The following is a 22613-nucleotide window of genomic DNA, read 5'->3' as shown; positions in this document are numbered from 1 at the left end:
ACTCAAGTCCATTTTTTAGGTTCGCAGCAACTGATTGTTGGTTTTGTTGATTTCATCTACCATTATCTGAATTTTATTTAAAGAGTGCACGCTGGGACAAAGTTCAACGGCGATGATGGGTGTTTGACAGTTCGGTACATCGAACGTGGAGGTGCTGATGACAATATCGTGTTCTTCAAAAAGCTCCAAATAGCTTCGATTATGCAGTTGCGAAGCATTTATTTGATGAATCGTGTAGTTTCCTCGAAGTGATAAACGCAAAAGCTCCGTCAATAAGCTTTCCTGCATAATAGAATCAGTTGACACGACTAAAAGTTTAACGGGCTTTTCTGATCGCCTCATTCCATTTAAGCAGTTTGGAACAGTAGCTATGATTTGATAGATATAGTTATCAATAAATTCATCTGAATTGAAGAGATGATACTCCTCAGTAAATTCGAGTATGAGCTTACGCAGCTGATAGACGCAATGAGCATGAAAAGTCTCTAGCAACCGCAAGCAATCCTTTTTCCGATCCTGGAGAATACTGATCATTTCCTTTGTTTTTGCATGGAAAAGATGCTGATTAATCAAGATTGTCGCTACTTGATCCTTTTGTTTTGCAGTTAGTGGAACGATCAGCATTCTACTGAGTTTTTCTGCTAACTCAAGGTGTATTTCATAATGATAGGCTAAAGAATAATTATTCTCCATGACCTTTTTCTTTTGTTTATCTCCTAATAAGAATAAATCGGAATAAAGCAGCCAAAAACTATCCTTCACGATGTCTTCGGAACAAAGAATTCCCAGCTCTCTCCGCAGGTAGGGCTCAAACCTGTTGACTGTGTATGGATTAGGTGCGCTGATCGCAGTTGATCGTAAGCGTTTCGGAACAATACGATGTCCTCTTGAGATTCGTACCAGACTGATAAAAAAAGTAATTGATAGACGGTTATACTGAGCCAGCGATAACGATAGCTCATTTTCTCTAACTATCGAGCGAACAATTTTTTCGCCAAAATGAAAAAATTCCGAACTGAAACGTGTGTTTTCACGGGCTTCTTTTTTCTCAGAAAAATATAAAAAATATAAATGCCGAATAGCTGTCTCATCACCCGTTAGACGAAAAGGGCGACGCTGGATAGACATTTTCCAGCGCCCTAATGTTTCTTGCAGGTCCTTCATTGATGCTTGAACTGTACTCAGACTGCAGAATAGTTTTTTCGAAAGCTCTAATAGTGTATAAGATTCTTCATAAAAGATCGCTTCTAGCAGTTTAAACGCAATTGAGTTTCTAATTAACGTTGAATATAAAATATCAATTGTGGCATTATCTTTGAGTTCTAAATGATATAGACTATTTTCTCGCACTATCTTGTAATACTCGCTTTGATTGTTGATGGCGCGAATATCATTTAGAAATGCAGGTATCGTACATTGAATGATTGACGATAATTCCTCACTCGAACGTGGATGTTGAGAGTAATAGAGTGTTTCAACTAACTGTAATTGTCGCTGACTATCTCGTTTCAGTAGACGGCGTAAGTTCATGATGTAGTTCCTTTCGTGATAAAAGTGGGTCAAATTGATTAATAAACTGTTGAATTCGATCAAAATCTTTTGCCGTTGGAAAAGCGTTGATCGCAATCAAAGGACAAGCAGGTACTAGATCCTTCATCGTAACATTCGTAACAATCAGATCGTATTGCTGTGTTAAGTCAGTCAGTTGATCCTGCTTGATGAAGGGCGTCTCAAAGTGTTCATACGTGACTGCACCTTTGATGAAATCAGGAAAAACAGAATGCCAAAAGCGTTCATGAGTGGTGGAAGTATCTGACAGGAGAAGAACCTTGATAGGTCTGTCAGAATTAATTAAACGCTGCAGCAGATTATCTATCGTTGTTATCAAAAAACTGATATACAGCGGAACAAATTCCTCCTGATGAAGCGGCGATAAAAAGTTGCTGACTACATTCTCAAGCTTTTTGATTTCTCGATAGTATTTTTTATCAATTAAATGCAACATAATTTTTTCTGATTCGTGCAAAATTTCGATTGAATGCTTTTCTGGATAGTAGCAAAATAATTCATTGCCGAGCAGCCGAGCAGCGTCGACCATTTCATTTTGTGAAAGTGGTGTACTCAATAGATCGCTGACCGCTTCCAGCAATAAATAATGTGTATGGTAGAAATTTGCTAGGCGTCTATTTCTTTTGTGAACCAGTGCTTGCTGTTTACGATTCAGAAGCAGTTGATGTGAAAACAACGGCCATAAGCACTCTTTTAGACAAGCATTGGTAAACTCTAAAGATGTTTCCCGCTTGATCAAACGTACCAATGATTCAAGCTGCTTCACATTAGGTATAATTAATCCGCTGTAGCGGTAAATCCGCTTCATTTTATGCCCTTGCTTTTGACGTTGCAGCCCAATCAAAAAGCTATGCATTAATTGGAAATGAATATTCATATTATTCGTAATTTGATTTTCTTCTAGAATACGACGAATTAACTCATCCACAGAATTCAAGAGACGCTGAGAAAATCCGTAATCAGCAAACTCCATACGCGACTCTTTAAAGAAGAGATAAAACAAATGCCGAATTGCTCCTTCATCGCCAACCATTTGTAACGGTCGATGTGTAACCGTGATATCCCATTTGATCACTTCTTTCTTGATGCTGATTAAGTAACGCTGCATATTTGAAAAGCTGCAGTTCAATCGGTCAGCAGCAGGTTGGATGCCGCGACTTTTTTCAAAAAGTAGACTGTTAATGACCTGATATTCTAAACTAGTGCGTAAAATATACGCATAAACTGCATCAATCGTTGCATATGAATCAAAGTCGATCGTATAGAGTCCTTTGATTTTCGTGATTTTAAACGGCAAATTTTCTCCATTAAGAAAACGAACATCGGTGATTAATGCTGGGAGTGAACAATTTAATGATTCCATTAATTGTTCCGATGTCAGGAGTTCCTTTGCATAATATAATTCTTCAACCAACTGCAAACGACGAGATGTCTCCTTCTTCATTAACCCTCTCATATTCATAAATAAAACCCCTTAAAATGTTTTTTTATTTAATATAATCTTAAAAACCTGATAAAACAAGCGTACCAGCCTTATTTATTTGTTATATTTGTTATTTAACTAATTATCAATATAAAATATTATAATTTAGAATACCAATTTAATAAGGAAATGTACAAATTATTTTAAAAAAATTTGAATAATTTTTTTATTTTTTAATTTCTAATAAATAAAAAAATAAAAAATCCAAAAAAAGAGAAAAAGGAGTGTTAACTGTTGCCTTTCCCCGCAAGAACGAATAGAATTGTCTTTGGAATACATTAAAAAAGATAGTGGAGGCTATACATTATGATCAATAAGCAAAGTTTAGTTGAACAAGTAGCAGAGAAAACAGGATTGACCAAAAAGGACGCAACAGCAGCCGTAGATGCTTTATTTGACGGAATTCAAACTTCATTAAAAGATGGAGAAAAGGTTCAAGTAATCGGCTTTGGAAACTTCGAAGTACGTGAACGCGCAGCTCGTAAAGGCCGTAACCCTCAAACAGGCGAAGAAATCACTATCGCAGCCAGCAAATCACCAGCTTTTAAAGCCGGAAAACAATTAAAAGATGCTGTAAAATAGTTTGTGCATGCCCGCTCTTTTGAGTGGGCTTTTTTTTAATACCCAAAAGTAAAAAATCTATAAAAAAAGCGTAAAAAAAAGTTTGTGAATTGAAAAAATCTTGTGTCTTTTGCCGAAAAAGAGTATATCTTAGAACAGTGAAAAATTTGGAGGCGTCACATGTTTAATTTTCTACCACATTCGGTTCTGCAAATGAGCACAATTTTTTTGTCAATCGTCATTGAAGCGATTCCTTTTGTTCTATTGGGATGTCTCATTTCCGGAGCGCTGCAGGTATATTTAACCCCTGAACGAGTGCAAAAAATTCTGCCTAACAATAAGTTTCTAGCAATTCTAGTAGGTTCTTTTTTAGGCTTCTTTTTTCCATCCTGTGAATGCGGCATCGTGCCGATCGTCACACAGTTTATGCGAAAGGGAGTTCCTGAACATACGGCATTTGCCTTTATGGTAACCGCACCGATTATTAATCCGATCGTTCTATTTTCAACCTATATTGCTTTTGGCAACAGTATGAAGTTTGCGTTTCTGCGAGCTCTTGGAAGCTTCATTGTCGCCTTGATCATAGGCTCATGGATCGCCTATTTTAATCGTTCTACAATCTTAAAAGCCGAATTATACGAGCATTCTGATCATCATGTCGAAAATAAAATTAGAAAAAACTTAAAAAACAACATTTGGTCAGTGCTTATTCACGGAATTGATGAATTTTTCGATACTGGACGATATCTAATCATTGGTGCCTTGATTGCCAGCGGAATGCAGGTCTTTCTTCCGACACAATTCATGCTGCAGCTGACCTCTTCAAAAATCGTCGGCATTCTAGTGATGTTGGTCTTAGCCTTTACCATGTCACTTTGTTCAGAAGCGGATGCTTTTGTGGGCTCTTCTTTACTAAGCTTATTCGGTACGAATGCGATTGTTGCCTTCCTAGTCTTTGGTCCAATGGTTGATATTAAGAATTTAATGATGATGAAACGCAGTTTTCATGGGAAATTTATCCTACAGCTGATCGCATTGATCAGTGTGGTTGTAACGATTTACGCGCTAGTGATATAGAAGGAGGAAGAGGGAATGATACGTTTTTTGATTTTGTCGGGCTATTTTGAATTAATGATGTATTTGCAGGTTTCCGGCAGACTGGATCAATATATTAATGTTCACTATCGTTATCTCATCTTTCTGACAATGGCACTGTCGCTGATACTCGCTTTGGTCCAATTGAAAATCTGGGCCGCTGGAGAGAATGAGAAAAATGATGAGCATCATCATCACGGGCATGATCACGGCTTGAACAAATCCTATCAGCGAGGAATTGCTTATTTGCTGCTGGCTTTGCCGCTAGTAGTGGGGACGCTATTTCCAACGATCAGCTTGGATACGACGATTGTTGAAGCGAAGGGCTTCAGCTTTCCAGTAAGCAAAGAATCGGTGGGCGACCCTGAGATGAACACCCAATATTTGAAGCCTGATACGAGTATCTATTACAATAAAAGCGACTATAATGAACAAATGACACAGCTGATGAAGAAATATGAGACGGATCAAAAATTGGAGATCACGGATGAGAATTATTTAGAAGTGATGGAATTAATCTACAATTACCCAAATTCCTTTGTTGGAAAAACGATTTCTTTTAACGGCTTTGTTTATGAGGCGAACAAGAACAATCAGAAATACGATTTTCTTTTCCGATTCGGGATTATTCATTGCGTGGCTGATTCCGGAGTATTTGGATTGATGACCAAGCTGCCAGCTGATTTAACAGTGAAAAACAATCAATGGCTGCATGTAGAAGGGACTATAACTTTAGATTTCTTCGAACCTTTTGATCGTCAGATCCCATCTATGACAGTCAACAATGCTCAAATGGTGAGTGCTCCAAAAAATCAATATGTTTATCGTGCGTTCTAAGCATGCAATTTATCCGTAGACACCATCTTTTTTAGATGAGGTCTACGGTTTTTTGTTGGCATTTAGTCTCTAAATTTTTATTTTACGGAGTATAGGTAAATAAAATATTTCTCGAAATCAAGATAAACTCAGAAATTCTGCAAATTTCTAGTATAATAAAAAGAAAAAGTAGAAGGAACTATAATGACGAATAAAATTTTTCTTGTAGAAGACGACGCGACGATTGTTTCTGTGATTCAACAGCATTTAACTCAGTGGGGCCTGGATTGTGAAATAGCAAATGACTTTCAACATGTTTTCGAAGAGTATCAAGCGATTCAGCCTGACCTAGTAATTTTGGATATTTCTTTGCCATATTTTAATGGCTTTTATTGGTGCCAGGAAATACGTAAGGTTTCAGAGGTGCCGATTATTTTTCTTTCCTCAGCCAAAGACCAGATGAATCAGGTTATGGCTTTGAATATGGGCGCTGATGAATTTATCGAAAAGCCTTTCGAACTGACGATTTTACTAGCGAAGATTCAAGCGCTGCTGCGCCGCAGTTATAAATATGGTCAACAACTAAGCTATTCCTTTGGGGAGTATCAATTTGTTCCAGCAATCAATCAGATTCAATCAACAAATGATCATCTGCCATTGACTCCAAATGAATCACGTATTTTAAGCGTTCTATTTGCCACACGAGGGCAGATTGTACCCAGAGAACAAATTATTGAGACATTGTGGCAAAGCGATGATTTTATTGATAACAATACCCTGGCAGTTAATTTGACACGCTTACGAAAAAAATTGAAGGACTTTGGTATTGACAGTTTGATTCAAACGGTTAAAAAGAAAGGCTATTTAATCGAGGAAAAATAATGAAACTACTAATCCATTTTCTATTTGAAAGACGAATGATTTACGGGATGTACTTCGCATTTTGGGGACTGATTTTTCTGACGTTTTATCTCTATGAACTCAGCTTGATACCTTTTTGGGATAGCTTCTTATTTACATTTTTTGTGCTGATTACCTATTCTTTTGTTTCTTTTTATCGATATTTCCGTAAGCAAAAGCAATTAAGGCTATTAGCAACAAAAGATCTGCAATTGAATAGTTTAATCTTTCTGCCTAAAGCTGCAACCTTGTCTGAGCAGACCTATCAGAATGCCTTGCGATTAGTCTTAGAAACGAAAAATCAGCAGCAAGAAGCTCTGCAGCAAAGACAAAAAGATATGCTAGATGACTTCGGCTTGTGGCTGCATCAAATCAAGACACCAGTGGCTGCTTTAGATCTTTTAATTCAATCAGGTCAGTTAGAGCCACGAACAATGAAAAATGAACTCTTCAAGATTAATGAATATTTGCAGATGATTTTAAACTATATGCGGCAAAATCTCGATCAAACAGACCTTGTCTTTCAGCAAATTTCAATTGATAAGGTGATTAAAACCGTTGTAAAGAAATATGCGACCTTTTTCTCTCAAAAGAATTTAAGTTTGCAGCTTGAAAATTTGACTGGAAAGGTCTACTCAGATCAAAAATGGTTGATTTTTATTCTAGAGCAGATCATTTTTAACGCAATTAAATATACAGAAAATGGCACGATCAGCATAGCCTTTGAGAAGAATCGGCTGGTTATTCGAGACACTGGTATGGGGATTCGAGCGGAGGATCTGCCGCGCGTTTTCGAAAAGGGATACACTGGAATGAATGGCCGCGAGCAGCAAAGAGCCAGTGGACTGGGCCTCTATCTTAGTCAACAGGCCGCCAATAAATTAGGTTGTCAATTGTATATTGAATCTCAAGTGAAAAAGGGAACAGAGGTCGTAATTGTTTTCCCGGAAGAGATTGCCGCATATGAATAAATCCAAACTTTCATAATTGTAAGTTTGGATTTATTTTCGTAAGTAGTGTTTTTATAGGCAAGATTCTATGATGTAGTAGAGAGCTAGCCAGTGACAATCGGCTAACGAAACTACAAAAAATGAACTAGGAGGAATTCACAATGAATGAACTATTAAAAGTTGAGAATATCAAAAAGATTTATCAAACCCAGTTCAAGGGGATGCCTGTTGAAGCATTAAGAAGTATTGATCTGTCTGTTGACAAGGGCGATTACGTAGCGATTATGGGCGAATCCGGGTCTGGTAAAAGTACCTTATTGAACTTGATCGCAACCTTGGATAAGCCTTCTTCTGGAACGATCTTATTGGACGGGATGGATCTGAATACTATCAAGGAAAAAAATGCGGCCGCTTTTCGCCGAGATCATTTAGGCTTTGTGTTTCAAGATTTTAATTTACTAGACACATTTTCAGTCAAAGATAACATTTTATTGCCGTTAGTTTTGTCTCGCATGCCAGTTAAGCAACTGATGGGAGAACTTAAACCAGTAGTTAAGGCCTTAGGCATCGAAAAATTATTAGAAAAGTATCCTTATGAGCTTTCAGGCGGTCAAAAGCAGCGAGTTGCAGTGGCTAGAGCGATCATTACCAATCCAGATTTATTGTTAGCGGATGAACCAACAGGGGCATTAGATTCTAAAACCTCTGAACAGCTGCTGCAAATTTTCCAACGTTTGAATTTCAATGGCCAGACGATTTTAATGGTGACTCACAGTTCGATTGCGGCCAGCCATGCCAAACGCGTCCTCTTTATCAAGGATGGCCAGGTTTATCATCAACTTTATCGTGGGAACAAGGATAATTATGAGTTTTTAGAAACAATCAATGAAACGCTGACAGCCTTGTTATCGAAGGAGGCTTAAATATGTTTTATCTAAAATTAGCCTCTACAAATTTAAAGAAGAATCATCGCGGATATCTGCCTTTTCTTATTTCAATGCTGTTTCTAGTCGCTATCAATACAATGACACAGGTAATTGTAAATAATGAAGGGATGCGCGCGCTGCCTGGCGGCGATTCTGCTAGTTCGATGTTTGGATTAGGTCATATCGTTATTATGATTTTTACTGTGATCTTTTCATTTTATACGAATAGTTTTTTACTCAAGCAGCGAAAAAAAGAACTAGGCCTCTACAATATTCTCGGATTAGGAAAACGCGAACTGTATCAGCTAATGATTTGGGAAAGCTTCCTCAGCTTTTTCATTGTGCTGATCACTGGTTTAATTACCGGAGTTGTTTTATCAAAGCTAGCTTTTCTAGTCTTGCGTCGACTGATCAGCGTCGGGAATGAGTTTGTTTTTCAGCTGTTACCTGAGAGTCTTGGATTTGTTTTCCTGCTGTTTCTTGGAATTTTCTTCTTGCTGCTGCTAATCAATTGCTGGCAAATCAAAAAGACCAACCCTATTTCGCTTCTGCATGGAAGCAAAAAGGGAGAACAGGAACCAAAAGCACGTTGGATCATCGCTATTTTGGGCTTGGTCTTTTTAGGAAGCGGCTATGGGATCGCGGTTACAATTGATTCTCCGATAAGTGCCTTAACGCTGTTTTTTGTTGCCATTATTTTGGTAATTCTTGGAACCTACTGCTTATTTATGGCAGGAAGCATTGCTTTACTGAAGCTGCTAAAAAGGAATGAACGATTCTATTATAAGACGAATCATTTCATTTCAATCTCAAGTATGATGCATCGAATGAAGCAAAATGCAGCGGGCTTAGCCAGCATTTGTATTCTTTCAACAATGGTTCTAGTAACAGTAGCGACTACTGGCAGTCTATTCTTTGGACAAAAGGATGTTGAAAATACACGCTATCCACGTGACGTGATGATTTCAACAGTTCAGCAGCCGGAGAAGGTGAAAGCTGCAATCGAAGCAGTTAGTGCTGAGAAACAAGCGCCGATTACTAAACAGGTCTACCTGACTTCGACCAAAAGTATCATGTTTCAACCAAAAAATGGCAACTATCAGCTGACACCATTGGAGGATTTTTACAACTCAAAATCAGCAACGATCGCTTTAATTAGTTTTATGACTGCTCAAGAGTATGCAAAGCACACAGATGAAACAGTGAATTTGAAGGATGACGAAATTTATTTCTATCCAGTTAGCGGTGATGTTGACGGAAATCAGCTGAAGCTTGAGGATCAGAAGTTTAAAATCAAAAAGCGCATCAATAAATTTCCTGGAATTAATCAACAGATCGAGCTAACGGACTCCTTTGTAGTCATATTAGCCAATCAGTCAGTTTTAGAGCAGTGTTTGTCTGACTGGTTTCCGAAAAAAGCAGTTGCCGCAGAAAATTATCCTGAATACAACTTTATGTTCAACACTGACCTAAAGGGAGAAAAAAATCAACTTGATTTTGCTCAAACATTGCGTAATCAACTAAATCAACAGCTGGGTGACTCTCAAGTTAGGATTGTTGACAAGTATACATTTGTGTCTGAGAACAAGATATTTACCGGCGGCTTCTTCTTTTTAGGAATCATTTTCGGAGCGACCTTTATTTTAGCAACAGCCTTGATTATCTACTACAAGCAAATCTCTGAAGGAATAGATGATCGAGAACGCTTTGAAATTTTACAGAAGGTGGGAATGAGTCATCGTGAAGTTAAAAAGGTTATCCGCAGTCAAGTGATGATGGTATTTTCTTTTCCATTAGTTGTGGCTGTCATCCATCTAGGATTTGCCTTTCCTTTAATTAAGAAGCTGTTGGTTCTGTTTGGGCTGGTAAACTGGAAGCTGTTTCTGCTTGTTTGTGTTATCGTGACAGTGATCTTTGCCATCTTGTATTTTGTAGTTTATCGTTTAACCGCGCGAAGCTACTATCAACTTGTTGAACGGAAAAGCTAAAAGAAGGAGCTGATCTAAAAGTCTAAAAGACTTTCGGATCAGCTCCTTTTCACAATTAAACAGCGACTCATAGTAAATGCCTAATAAATCGGTACCTATAAAATATTTCCACCTTCATCTATACTTGAGCTATCAAGTGAAACGGAGGTGTTTTTTTGAAAAACATAAATGATATCGTTCCTATTCAACTTCACGATCAATCGAGAACGGCTCGTGATCAGAGAAAAAACAGTACCGCAAAAATTGCCCTGCGTATCCGTCAGAAGGATGGTTCTGAAGTTTTGATCTATAATGGCGTAAACAGCTATATCCTCTCGGCGATCCTTAAGGAGTTGGGATAAGATGTTTCTCGATTTTACCAAAGTAGAAAAAATCTTTCTCGTAACTGGTAAGACAGATCTTCGCAAAGGAATTGACGGACTTGCTAGGATTATCCAACAAGACTATGAGCTGGATGTTTACGAAGATGCCATCTTTCTTTTTTGCGGCAATCGCTGTGATCGATTTAAATTGCTCTACTGGCATAACGATGGCTTTTTTCTGGGATACAAACGAATTGAAAACGGTCGACTGCAATGGCCGAGAAAAAAGGAAGAAGTTCGCCAACTGTCTGTGCAACAGATTCACTGGCTACTTGAGGGATTAAGTATTCACCAACCCAAAGCAATCAAGGCTGGGACAAAAGGATTCTTTTAAACAGAGTGAAATCGTTGATTTTATGCGGTTTTCTCTGTTTTTTGATGCGTCTAAATGGTATAATAATAACAGTAGTAACAATGAAAATGGTGGTGAATTTCTTGTCCTTACAAACAAATTCTTCTTCTAACAATAACGTCGAAGTAGATGTGAATATCCTACTTCAACTCCTTGAATCTCAGACAGAAACAATCAAAGAACTCCAGCATGCGAATCAAGCATTGAACCAAGAGGTTCATCTTCTCAATGAGAAATTGAGCTATTTTACGGATCGTTTTTTTGGTCGTTCCAAAGAAACACTGGATTCACAAGTGACTGGTCAGTTAAACCTATTTTCTGATGAGGTTGAAGATAGTAAGGCCGTTCCCCAAACAGAAGAAGGACAAGAAACAATGGTAAAAGGACACAAAAGAAAAATCGGTCAAAAAGCGGCGAAGATCGCCTATCTTCCCTTAAAAGAAAGACACCATGAATTGTCAACTGAGCAACGAATCTGTGACCAATGCGGCACTCAAATGACCGACATTGGCACAACCAAGATTCGCGAAGAGGTGCTTTTCCATCAAGCCATGTTAGATCGGCTCGTTCATTACCAACATACGTATTGTTGCAAAGAATGCGAAAAGGCAGATGTTTCTTCCTATAAAAAAGCTCCTGTTCCAAGACCTGTCGTTTCCAATAGTTTAGGGTCAAACAGCGTGATTGCCGAAACCATCCGATTGAAGTTTGGTCAAAAAGTACCTGCCAATCGGCAGGAAAGTTATTGGCAAGAAACATTGGGTCTGGATATTTCCCGAGATAACATCACCAACTGGCATATCAAAGTTTGTCATAACGCCTTAGACAGTTTAGCCCAACGATTAAAAAGTCATTTAACCCAAGAGGAAATCCTTCACGCCGATGAAACCACGTATCGGGTCATTGAGAAGGGCAAGAAAGACACGCATTACTGGCTATTCAGCACAGGAAAGCATAGTACACATCCAATCGTATATTACCATCACGCAGTATCGCGAGCTGGCGAAGTGCCAAAGCAATTTCTAGCAGATTTCAACGGGTATCTGCATTGTGATGGTTACGCAGGCTATAACGCGGTGGAAAATGTCACACTCGTTTATTGTTTGGCTCATGCACGTCGGAAGTTTTTTGAAGCTCTTCCAAAGAACAATAAAAACGAGGAAACGCCTGCTTGGATCGCTGTCAAAATGATCGATATCTGGTTCCAATTGGAACGAGAGTGGGTCGACTTATCCGTTGAAGATCGGCAGAAAAAACGCCGGGATTATTTAACCCCTCTATTCATCAATTTCTATGAATGGCTGGGCTCCTTTACAGCAGTTCCAAAATCCAAACTAGATACAGCGGTCAAGTATGCGCTAAAGTTGCGTGGAGGATTTGAGCGGATTTTTGAGGATGGACGCTTGGAACTTAGTAATAACTTAGCAGAGCGCCAGATAAAAGAGCTGGTAATCGGTCGCAAGAATTCTATGCATTCGTGCAGTTTGGAAGGTGCTCGAACTTCGGGAATCATTCTAAGCGTGTATCGAACAGCTGAAGTAAATGGGCTGAATCCAGTGAGCTATTTGGAATTTCTATTTGATCGCATTCCTAATCTAGCGCATGTTTCTAATGAAGCGTTGGATGAGCTTTTGCCTTGGCAGCCTCTCGCACAAGCAACGTGCGCCAAACAGTACGCAAAAACAACCAAATAACTTAAGTCCATTATAGGGCTTAGGTTATTTGGTGTGTAGGTACTTGGTGATTGGGCATTTACGACTCATAAGTAGCATCGGCGGAAAATAAGCCGAAAATCCATAAATTTTACGAAGCATTGAGTGTACCATTCACTATCAGCTCTCCTAAGTCACTGTGTTTCTTTTCAGGATTTTCTGCTTATTTCCTGACAATGAATCGTTATGACTCGGACTCTTCTTGCTCACAATAAATAGGTTCGATCAAAGGTAATACTTAGCTTTGCAGGTCCGCTTTGGCTGATAAAGCGTTCGCTGATTTGATCTTGCAGCTGCGAATTTGTGACCTTTTTTAAGTCTTCAGGCACTACTAAATCAAAATAGATGGTCTCTGGTGTGGTCGTCTTATCAACACGCAGATCGTGAAAACGCAAATGCTGATGAATATCCTTTAAAATCCTTTTTAGTTCTGGAGCAATTCGCTTAAAGTCAGGATCATCAATCGGGTAGGGATCAAGATGACAGACTAAATCAACCCCCAAGTTCTGCTTCACATCATATTCGATCGCATCAATCACTTCATGAGCATGAGGCAAACTCCAATCTTGATTGACCTCAATATGGACAGAGGCAAAAACACTATTTGGTCCATAGCTATGAATCAGCAGATCATGATAGCCGATGATGTCTGGGTAATTATCCAAATGCTTGCGGATCGCTAAAACTTCTTCTTCGCGCGGTCGAACTCCCATTAAATCATTAATGAAGCTCATAATCATTTTGACTCCTGAATAAATAATATATAAAGCGATCAGAAAGCCAATATACCCATCAATGCGCCAGCCGCTGAACCATTCGATAATTGCGGAGATCAGCACGGCGATCGTAGTGTAAACATCGTTAATACTATCTTGAGCAGTAGCCTTTAAAGTATCAGAATTAATTTCACGACCTAATCTCCGATACATAAAGGACTGCCAAAACTTCATTAGGATAGATAATATCAAAACAATATAAACGATGGGGGAGAGCAAAACACTGCTGGGATGTAGAATTTTGATAAAAGAACTATCCAAAAAACGAATCCCAACATAGGTGACCAAGATCGAAATGACAAATCCACTGATATACTCAAAACGTTCATGGCCATAAGGATGGTCTTCATCCGCTGGTTTTCCAGCAATTTTGAAACCAGCAAGGGTGATAACCGAAGAAGCAGTATCCGAGAGATTGTTCATCGCGTCCGCCATGATCGAGACACTACCTGAAAGTGAACCGATAAAGAACTTGGCGAGAAAGAGAAGCAGATTCGAAAGTAATCCTAAAATTCCACCTAAGATCCCAACACTGGTTCTTCTATTTCCCTTCCAACGACTTGTAATTTTATTTATTAAAAAATTTAGCATAACACTCATCCTTATCAATCAATTATTACTAGTATAACCGAAAAAAGTGAGAGAAAGAAACTAAATCCATCAGCAAGAATTAAAAGTAAACCTTAAATATTTGCGGTTTACTTTTAATAACGATCTATTTTCGAAGTTTTTTAATAAGATTTTTGCAAATATCTCAGCTAATTAAAATGTAAACACTTTATAATTGTTTATGTAAGAGGATTCAAAAATGGGAGGTATGAGTATGGAGAATCAAGTAGACATAACATTATGGAAGATTCAAACAAGTAATGTAGTCACAGCACTGGAAGATTTCATTGAAGACTGGAAAGCTTCAAGAAATAGTGATCTTGATGAATATTTGCGGAGCTACCCAGGTTACTTCCAAAGTGACGAACCCACCCGTGAAGCAATTCGTCTAGTCCTGAATTACGCTAAAGAGCTGATGGACGGAAAACGTGATAGTGTTGGATTTTATGAAAATAAAATTTGGCGGACAGAAAGCGGCGAAAGTGTTCGAATGACTCATTTCCACGAACGTTCAATTTCGAAGTTAATGCAGAAAATTATCAAAGATAAAGAAAAAGCCAATACTTAAGAAAAGAAGGACCTAATAGCCTGTGCTATTAGGTTCTTTTATGCAGTCTTGTTTAATGGTCTCTGCAGCTTTGACACTGTGTTGTCAGTAATTCTATTTGTTTAGATACGGAGCGCTTACCAATTAAAAACGGTGTCTTAAGTAAGTTAACCACCTCAATAAATCTCGGATTATCATTTTTATTGATGTTTCGAGATTTATCTTTATTTTCGCGTATATTATATTAATAAAATGATTATTTACACAAATTACACAACACACTTTTTTAGAATTTTATTAAAATAAACATTTTAATCGCAATTGAATCTTCATTGAATAACCATTTATTGTATTTAGTAAAATATGCAATTTGTGAACGAATTAGACTGATTTATCAAGCTTTATAAACTAATGAACAGATAAAAAGGTAGCCATTTTATCCTGCACGTTGATAATATTGAAGATTTTATGAACTCTGGCTTAGACTTTAGACAGGTTCTTAAATTAATGATATTATAGTAAGTAATTAAGGAAATTAATTATATGTGAAAATATATTTATATTAGAAATGAGGTATAGAGATGAAGTACAATAAAATTGTAAGTCTATTAGCGCTGGGTAGTCTTTTTGGTCCAACTCTATTGGCTTCACAACAAGCTTTCGCTGAAGAAAGTAGTACTGTTGCAAGCAATTCAGCTGCGACTTCATCAAGTCAACAAACGACAGAAAGCTCGAGTACAGGAGAAACTGGGAGCTCTGAAGCGCCTGATCCGACTCCAACCGAACCAACTCCTGAACCAGCGAAACAATATAATTTATTAGCGAATGGTAGTCCGATCGCAAACAATACAGCTGCTGATGCAAACGGCAACCAAATTAGCTTCCAATATACATCGAATGAAGGCTTAGTTGCTGGTACGACCGTTCATTACGTTGTGTCATTGGCAAAAGGCTATACACTAAAAGAAGTAAAGATTATTAATACTACCACACAAGCAATTGTTTCAACGAGTGGAAATATCAATGGTCAATTCCCAATGCCTGATTCAGATGTATCTATCCAGTTTGAAGTGACTCCTGTGAAGGAGGAAGCAAAACCAACACCAACACCAACGCCAAAACCAGCAGAAAAACCGAGCGGCAATACAGGGAATTCAAACAGTGGAAATAAGGATAAACCCGCAAGCAATCCGTCAAGTACCACCAATTCCGCTGGAAATTCATCTGCAGCAAATCAAGAACAGCAAGCAGCACGTCAACCAGAGGCAGCAGCAGCGGATGTTCGTATTCCATCAAATCAAAATGCACCAACCTTCAGTAATGAGGTTCAAACGGCAATCGTTCAAGAGGCATACCGCCATCTTGGAAAGCCTTATGTTTGGGGAGCTAAAGGTCCGAATGCTTTTGACTGTTCAGGGCTTGCTTATGTCGTATATGCCAATGCGACTGGTCATAATATCGGCGGCTGGACAGGGGATCAGCAATACGCGGGAACGCAAATTCCTGTCAGTGAAGCACAGCCTGGTGATCTGCTATTTTGGGGAGCACCAACGAGTGTGACGACTCACGTTGCGATCTATATCGGTAATGGTCAATATATCCATGCACCACAACCTGGCGACGTCGTAAAAATCGGTAGTATCGCTGATTTTGCGCCAACCTTTGCTCTTCGTGTAAATGTCGCTGGTCTGCCAAAAGCAACGGGCTCTTTATCCAATGCATTTGGACAATATAGTACGAATCAACCATTTATTTTTAATAAAAATCAAACAACCGATCAATTCATCAAGAAAATCGGAGAAACATCTCGCGAAATTGGACAAAAGAACGGCATTTATTCATCAGTAATGATTGCCCAAGCGATTTTGGAAAGTGGTTCAGGTAATAGTTCACTAGCCAGCGAACCAAATTATAACTTGTTTGGTATTAAAGGCAAGTTCAAGGATCAAGGTGTGACATTCCAAACGTTGGAACAGGATAAAGATGGTGCAAGCTTCCAAATTACTTCTGAGTTTAGAAAATATCCTTCCTATAAAGAATCATTGGAAGATTATGCTAAGCTGATCAAAAAAGGAATTTCAGGCAATGCTGACTTCTACAAGGCAACTTGGAAAGATCAAACCGAATCTTATAAAGACGCGACGGAACATCTACAAGGACGCTATGCAACAGATAAACAATATGCAGAGAAACTAAATGCAATCATCAAAGCATATGATTTAACAGAATTTGATCACGCTAAAGAAACCAAAGAAAAAACGCCTGGACCTGAAAGCACAGTAACGAAAGCTAAATTTGATGTGAATGATCAGATCCAATCAAAATTAATTGCTAGTATTATAAACAGTCCACGAATTCCACAAGTGATGTCAACGAAGCATTTTGTTAATCTTTTCCGCGGTGAAAGCCTAATTGCATTAGCTGCGACAGCTTTGCCAACGAAGAAGATTCAAACGGAGACTATACCTACCGCTTCATCGATCTATGTTACTTTAAGTAGTGGCTTATTGGCGGTTATCCCACCAATGAAATAATTTTTTCAAACCATAGACTGCCAAGTGAAAAACTTGGCGGTTTTTTTCTTTTAAAAATGCTTGAATTATGTGAAAATGGAATCGTATTCTTTTTCTCACGAATTAAACTAATAAAGAAAAATTTCACAAGAGAGAGGATTTCGTGAAATTTATCAATGATTTCAAAAAAATTGAAAATAGGTCTGAATGAATCAATTTTTGTTTTTTTAAAGCAGGAGAGATGACAATGAAACGGAAGCAAGAGAGTTTATTAACAAAGCAGCGATTACTGGAAACCGCCTTTCAAAATTTCTATGAAGTTGGATTTGAGAATACTTCATTAGATAAAATATCCAAAGATGCCCATGTTAGTCGAGGTGCTGCTTACTGGCATTTTAAGAATAAATCAGAAATTTTTGGTGAAGTCGTTTTAATGACGATTGAGAAAATCAAGTCTGAAAAACGTGGGATCATGTTAGACGAAGAGATGAGTTTTCAAGAAAAAGTCGTGGAAATATTGATGGTTCCGTCGCAAAATCAGATGGGCTTCAAGTTTATGCAGCAATCTTTAAAAACGTTAGAGGTCTATCCAGAATTTGCCGAGCTGCTTGAAACTTTTCGCGAAACACGCGCGCGACTGTATAACTTCTTTTTAGCTGGTTTAGTGGAAGAGGGATTAGAGGAAAATGATGCCATGGCTGTTTCTAGTATGCTTTATAATTATTTCGAAGGAATGTATGGTTCAGGAACTCCTGATGAAGTTACAAAAAATTACACTGCCGAGGCTATTAGACGTAGTATTTCGATTATTTTTAAAAACGCTTAAAAAGAAGAAGAACTTGTTTGCATCAGCATTTTGCGAACAAGTTCTTTTTTTTACGAAATTGACAGCGCTTTCATAACTTAGGTATATTGAGGCTGTAAGAAACATACACTCATGTATGTAAAAATGAAAGGGGCTTAAGGAAATGGCAATGGAGGAAATGGTACAACGGGCACGTGTCGCAATGGAAGAAATCAGCGGATACACTCAGGCAGAAGTAGATAAGATGCTTTATGCAATTTCTAAGGCAGTTTTTGAACAAGCAGAACCATTAGCCAAGTTAGCAATTGAAGAAACAGGGTTGGGACGACTGGATCATAAAATCGGAAAAAACCAAGGTATGGCCACCAATATTTTTGCGAGTTTGAAGAATAAGGCTTCTGTTGGCGTGATTCGAGAAATACCTGAAGAAGGTCTAGTAGAAATCGCGCATCCAAGAGGCGTGATCGGTTCGGTTACGCCAACAACCAATCCGACAATTACCCCTTTAGGTAACGGCTTGATGGCCCTTAAAGGAAAAAATGCCATGATCGTATCGCCGCATCCTCGTTCGAAAAAGACAACAAAAGAAACCATTGAGCTGATGCGAGAAGCTTTAGTCAGCGTTGGAGCACCTAGAGATTTGCTACAGGTAATTGAAGAACCGAGCATCGAAGTGTCGCAAGAATTGATGAAATCTGTTGATTTGATTGTTGCAACGGGAGGCCCTGGCTTAGTGAAGTCAGCTTATTCCAGCGGACATCCCGCATACGGTGTTGGCCCAGGAAATGTACAAGCGATTTTGGATCGTGATTTTGATGTAGAAGTAGCCGCGGAGCTTTCAGTTATTGGTCGCTCCTTTGATAACGGGATTGTCTGTGCGTGTCAACAAAGCCTATTTTATCCGCAAGAAAAAGAAATCGAAGTTCTTGACGCATTACGTGCACAGCAAGCGGCGGTCTTCACTGAGGAAGCGGATTTAACGAAATTACGTGATACTTTATTCATCGATGGCAAAGCTAATCCAGCAATGATTGGGCAAGATCCGCAGGTGATCGCTGAGGCAGCCGATGTTGAAATTCCAGAGGATAGTCAGATTATCGCAGTCAAAGTTGACGCAGTTGGCAGCGAAGAATTGTTCTGTAAGGAAAAAATGGCCCCTGTACTCGCATTGAAAAGTTACGATGACTTTGAAGAAGGAATAGCTTTTGCCCAGGAAAATCTTTTATTAGAAGGCTCCGGTCATTCAGCAGGCCTATTCAGCCATAGCAAAGAACATCAACTTTATGCAGGAGAAGTTTTGCCAGTCAGTCGCTTAGTTGTTAATCAGCCAACGATTGATGCAGGAGGCTCTCCAGCAAATGGCCTGAACCCAACTGTTTCACTTGGCTGCGGGTCATGGGGGAACAATATTATTTCTGAAAATTTGACCTATACCCACTTGATTAATATTTCGCGAATCGCGGTGCCGATCACGCCTAAACATGATGGAAACCCTTGGGATTAGGTGATCTTCATGCAAAAATTTGATGAATTACTCGCAAACTTTACTAGCGTTCAAAAAATCCGGATCGGGGTAGTCTGTGCCAATGACGAAATAACGGTTCAGTCGGTTTTTAATGAAAAAGTCAAAGAGTATCTCGAACCGGTTTTAATTGGCGATGAGATCAAGATTCGAACCATTTTGGCGCAACATAATTTTTCAGCACAAGTTGTCCCAGCAGAAACGGAAGAAGAATGCGCAGCGATTGGTGTGAAGATGGCCAAAAATAATGAGCTCGATTTTCTGATGAAGGGGCATCTTCAGACACGGACATTTTTGAAGGCAGTTGTCGATCGTGAAAAAGGAATTGCTACTAGCAAGTTATTGAGTCATGTGGCACTAAATGAGATCCCCGCTTATCACAAGCTGCTGCTGACAACAGATGGCGGAATGGTAACTTCGCCCAGTAAAGAAGAGAAGAAAGTTTTGATTCAGCATGGGATCGAAGTGATGAATAAAATTGGTGTTGCTAAACCGAAAGTTGGTTTGTTAGCTGCGGCGGAAAAGGTCAATCCGAAAATCACTTCTAGCGTAGAGACAGAAAAAATTATGCAGGAGTTTCAGAACGAAGCGCCAGATAGTTGTTGGATCGACGGCCCGATTTCGCTAGATCTTTCGTTAAGTAAGGAAGTTGCAAGAATCAAACACTACGAAAGTCCTGTCGCAGGTGATGCGGACATCGTAGTAGGGCCTGATATTACCACCATGAACGTTCTTGGCAAGAGCTTAACGATCCTAGCCGGTGCAAAAATGGCTGGGTTAATTATGGGCGCCAGCGTACCAATCGTGATGGTATCAAGAGGGTCAACAGAGGAAGAAAAAGCCTATTCAATTTTAGTCGCGATGTATTGCAGCAAGAGGTGAAGCAGATGAAAATTTTAGCAATTAACCCCGGATCGACATCAACCAAGGTTTCTTATTATGTGGATGGTGAGATTATTAAAGAACAGGGGATCTCGCATTCAACAGAGGAGTTGCAGAAATTTCAAAATGTCGTAGATCAAATAGAATTTCGCCGAGATATTTTATTGGCGTTTATGAAAAAAGAAGGAATTGATCCTAAGGAATTAGACGCTGTAGCTGGTCGAGGAGGAAGTCTTCCGCCTGTTTCCTCCGGTGCCTACGAAGTAAATGACGACATGATCTATTACTTGAAGAACGTCACACAAATTGAACATCCCTCAAATTTGGGGGCAATTTTAGCTCATGAAATTAAAGAACAAGGCAGTGAAAAGACCATCGCACTAATCTACGACCCCGTATCAGTGGACGAGTTTGAAGAGGTGGCTCGTATCTCTGGCTTGAAGGGGATCGAACGCAAAAGTATTGGTCACGCCTTGAACATGCGAGCAGTGGCTATGAAAGTTGCACGTGAGGAAGGGCTTGATTATCAGCATTCAACATTGATTGTCGCTCATTTAGGAGGCGGAAACACAATCAGTATTCATCACAAAGGGAAAATGATTGATTTAATCTCTGATGATGAGGGGCCATTCTCAACGGAGCGTACAGGTGGTTTGCCGTTGAAATATTTAATGCCGCTGTGCTACGAGTATAGCTTAAAAGAAATGCTGCGACTTTATAAACGTGAAGGCGGTTTGAAATCGTATGCTGGAACCAGCAGCGCAAAAGAAATTGAAGAACGCATTCTGGCTGGAGATGAAGAACTAAAAATTGTTTATGACGCCTATATTTACCAGATCGCTAAAGGCATAGGAAGCTTAGCCACAGTTTCCAATGGTTTAGTCGATCGGATCGCTTTGACTGGTGGGGTAGCTTATTCAAAGATCGTCGTAACAGAATTAGAAAAACGGATCGGTTTTATCGCACCAATCGTAGCAGTACCAGGGGAACACGAAATGATCGCTTTATCAAAAGGCGCAGAGCGGGTTGTACTAGGAGAAGAAGAAATGAAGGAATTTGTCAGTCCAAACGTCTAAATAAATCAATAATATGTTTTTAATTAAGAAAGGGGCAGCAAGAATGAAAATCAAAGCGGCATTAGTAAAGGAAAAAGGGGCGCCATACGAAATTACAGAACTGGAATTGGCAAAAGTAGGTTCAAAGGATGTATTGGTGAAAATTGTCGCCTCTGGATTGTGTCGTTCAGATTACGGTGAAAGAAACGGGAATAGTATCAATTTTCCAAATGTTTTAGGACATGAAGGCGCCGGGATCGTTGAAAAAGTCGGCAATGCGGTGACCTCCGTAGAGCCAGGAGATCATGTGATTCTGTCTTACGCTTATTGCGGTGAATGCAAGCATTGTGTCGAAGGTCATCCGTCTTCTTGTGAGAAGTGGTTTACGGTCAACAACCTTGGAAAAAATCCGCGGGGAGAGTTCATTTTGCACACGGAGGATGGCACTGAGGTCAATAACTTCTTCAATCAATCTTCTTTCTCTACGTATAGTTTGACTGAGGAATCAAACGTTGTGAAGGTGGATAAGGATGTCGATTTGCGTCTGCTTGGCCCTTTGGGCTGTGGACTTGGTACCGGAAGTGGCGCAGTTTTAAGTGTCTTACAGCCAAAAGTAGGTGAAGGAATTGCTGTTTTTGGTACCGGTGCAGTCGGCTTTTCCGCAGTTATGGCTGCGAAAATTGCTGGTTGTTATCCGATTGTCGCGATTGATATTAACGATCAACGTTTAGAAAAGGCAAAGGAACTAGGCGCCAGTCACATCTTTAACAGCAAAGAAGACGATCCTGAACAATTTATCAAGGATTTAACAGATGGTCGCGGCTTGGATTATGTGATTGATTCGACCGGTGTTGGACCTGTCATGACGAAGGCCCTTCATTCAGTAAGCAATTCAGGAACCTTCGTACCGTTAGCAGTGACTCAGAAAAACTTCGAAGTAAACACCTTCTTTGATTTAGTTTTTGGCAACAAGAAAGTTCGCGGTGTATTGATCGGCGATACCATCGCAAAATATCATTTGCCAAACTTAATCGAGTTCTACAAGCGAGGGGAGTTTCCATTTGATCAATTTATCAAATACTATGATTTTGAAAACATCAATCAAGCCGAAGCAGATTCTATCAGCGGAGAAGTCATTAAAGCAGTCGTTGTGATGGATAAAGATTATCAGCCGCCTAAATGATTGGAGG

Annotated in this window: 20 protein-coding genes; 17 read left to right on the top strand and 3 right to left on the bottom strand. The window is 39.2% G+C overall.

All coding sequences use genetic code 11. The features are described from left to right. Nucleotides 1-15: 15 nt before the first annotated feature. Both IGI52_RS21070 and IGI52_RS21065 read right to left on the bottom strand, forming a co-directional pair. On the bottom strand, nt 16-1530 hold the full coding sequence (locus IGI52_RS21070) for a helix-turn-helix domain-containing protein (RefSeq protein ID WP_438782386.1): 1515 nt from the start codon (nt 1528-1530) through the stop codon (nt 16-18). Continuing rightward, nucleotides 1499-3031 (bottom strand): helix-turn-helix domain-containing protein, encoded by a 1533-nt coding sequence (locus tag IGI52_RS21065; RefSeq protein WP_438782385.1) that lies wholly within the window; start codon nt 3029-3031, stop codon nt 1499-1501. The genes IGI52_RS21070 and IGI52_RS21065 overlap by 32 nt, the downstream gene beginning before the upstream one ends. Before the next feature lie 327 nt (nt 3032-3358). Here IGI52_RS21065 and IGI52_RS21060 point away from each other — a divergent pair, with 327 nt between their 5' ends. The 10 genes from IGI52_RS21060 (at nt 3359) to tnpC (ending at nt 12696) form a co-directional block, all read left to right on the top strand. Next, nucleotides 3359-3634: an HU family DNA-binding protein gene (locus IGI52_RS21060; protein WP_010743624.1), complete on the top strand. Its 276-nt coding sequence runs from the start codon at nt 3359-3361 to the stop codon at nt 3632-3634. Nucleotides 3635-3793: 159 nt separating this feature from the next. Beyond that, on the top strand, nt 3794-4690 hold the full coding sequence (locus IGI52_RS21055; protein WP_154059692.1) for a permease: 897 nt from the start codon (nt 3794-3796) through the stop codon (nt 4688-4690). Nucleotides 4691-4705: 15 nt separating this feature from the next. Continuing rightward, nucleotides 4706-5545, top strand: a complete 840-nt coding sequence (locus tag IGI52_RS21050) for a TIGR03943 family putative permease subunit (RefSeq protein WP_438782384.1) — start codon at nt 4706-4708, stop codon at nt 5543-5545. Between the two features lie 183 nt (nt 5546-5728). Then, nucleotides 5729-6406 (top strand): response regulator transcription factor, encoded by a 678-nt coding sequence (locus tag IGI52_RS21045; RefSeq protein ID WP_438782383.1) that lies wholly within the window; start codon nt 5729-5731, stop codon nt 6404-6406. Further along, nucleotides 6406-7395, top strand: coding sequence for a sensor histidine kinase (locus tag IGI52_RS21040; RefSeq protein ID WP_438782382.1), 990 nt, complete (start codon nt 6406-6408; stop codon nt 7393-7395). Before IGI52_RS21045 ends, IGI52_RS21040 begins: the two co-directional genes overlap by 1 nt. A gap of 140 nt (nt 7396-7535) precedes the next feature. Continuing rightward, the gene (locus tag IGI52_RS21035; RefSeq protein ID WP_048720073.1) at nt 7536-8297 is read left to right on the top strand and encodes an ABC transporter ATP-binding protein; all 762 of its coding nucleotides are present in this window, start codon (nt 7536-7538) and stop codon (nt 8295-8297) included. 2 nt (nt 8298-8299) lie between these two features. After that, a complete protein-coding gene (locus IGI52_RS21030; RefSeq protein ID WP_438782381.1) occupies nt 8300-10288 on the top strand; it encodes an ABC transporter permease in 1989 nt (662 codons plus the stop codon). A 155-nt stretch (nt 10289-10443) separates the two neighbouring features. Then, entirely contained in the window at nt 10444-10629 is a 186-nt protein-coding gene (locus tag IGI52_RS21025) for a hypothetical protein (protein ID WP_070557862.1), read from the top strand. Between the two features lies 1 nt (nt 10630). Then, nucleotides 10631-10984 (top strand): IS66 family insertion sequence element accessory protein TnpB, encoded by a 354-nt coding sequence (tnpB, locus tag IGI52_RS21020; protein ID WP_070557861.1) that lies wholly within the window; start codon nt 10631-10633, stop codon nt 10982-10984. Nucleotides 10985-11133: 149 nt separating this feature from the next. After that, nucleotides 11134-12696, top strand: coding sequence for an IS66 family transposase (tnpC, locus tag IGI52_RS21015; protein WP_070557863.1), 1563 nt, complete (start codon nt 11134-11136; stop codon nt 12694-12696). Between the two features lie 224 nt (nt 12697-12920). Here tnpC and IGI52_RS21010 read toward each other — a convergent pair whose 3' ends face one another. Next, nucleotides 12921-14081 carry a cation diffusion facilitator family transporter gene (locus IGI52_RS21010; protein ID WP_016178341.1) on the bottom strand — a complete coding sequence of 387 codons (1161 nt, stop codon included), beginning with the start codon at nt 14079-14081 and terminating at the stop codon, nt 12921-12923. A gap of 232 nt (nt 14082-14313) precedes the next feature. Here IGI52_RS21010 and IGI52_RS21005 point away from each other — a divergent pair, with 232 nt between their 5' ends. The 7 genes from IGI52_RS21005 to IGI52_RS20975 all read left to right on the top strand — a co-directional run bounded on the left by IGI52_RS21005 (nt 14314) and on the right by IGI52_RS20975 (nt 22606). After that, on the top strand, nt 14314-14667 hold the full coding sequence (locus IGI52_RS21005; protein WP_154059697.1) for a hypothetical protein: 354 nt from the start codon (nt 14314-14316) through the stop codon (nt 14665-14667). A gap of 560 nt (nt 14668-15227) precedes the next feature. After that, nucleotides 15228-17180 (top strand): glucosaminidase domain-containing protein, encoded by a 1953-nt coding sequence (locus tag IGI52_RS21000; protein ID WP_438782380.1) that lies wholly within the window; start codon nt 15228-15230, stop codon nt 17178-17180. 226 nt (nt 17181-17406) lie between these two features. Further along, a complete protein-coding gene (locus tag IGI52_RS20995) occupies nt 17407-17985 on the top strand; it encodes a TetR/AcrR family transcriptional regulator (RefSeq protein ID WP_311856054.1) in 579 nt (192 codons plus the stop codon). A gap of 142 nt (nt 17986-18127) precedes the next feature. Beyond that, nucleotides 18128-19468 (top strand): aldehyde dehydrogenase family protein, encoded by a 1341-nt coding sequence (locus tag IGI52_RS20990; RefSeq protein WP_311856053.1) that lies wholly within the window; start codon nt 18128-18130, stop codon nt 19466-19468. A 9-nt stretch (nt 19469-19477) separates the two neighbouring features. Then, on the top strand, nt 19478-20368 hold the full coding sequence (locus IGI52_RS20985) for a phosphate acyltransferase (RefSeq protein WP_438782379.1): 891 nt from the start codon (nt 19478-19480) through the stop codon (nt 20366-20368). A gap of 5 nt (nt 20369-20373) precedes the next feature. Beyond that, the gene (buk, locus tag IGI52_RS20980; protein WP_438782378.1) at nt 20374-21444 is read left to right on the top strand and encodes a butyrate kinase; all 1071 of its coding nucleotides are present in this window, start codon (nt 20374-20376) and stop codon (nt 21442-21444) included. 43 nt (nt 21445-21487) lie between these two features. Then, nucleotides 21488-22606: an NAD(P)-dependent alcohol dehydrogenase gene (locus tag IGI52_RS20975; RefSeq protein ID WP_311856050.1), complete on the top strand. Its 1119-nt coding sequence runs from the start codon at nt 21488-21490 to the stop codon at nt 22604-22606. Nucleotides 22607-22613: the final 7 nt, after the last annotated feature.

Origin of the sequence: Enterococcus sp. DIV0187, from assembly GCF_051713785.1 — a bacterium.
Taxonomy (GTDB): Bacteria; Bacillota; Bacilli; order Lactobacillales; family Enterococcaceae; genus Enterococcus_A; species Enterococcus_A avium.
Note: the sequence above shows the minus strand (reverse complement) of the source record. Positions and strands in the feature narration are given on the sequence as shown.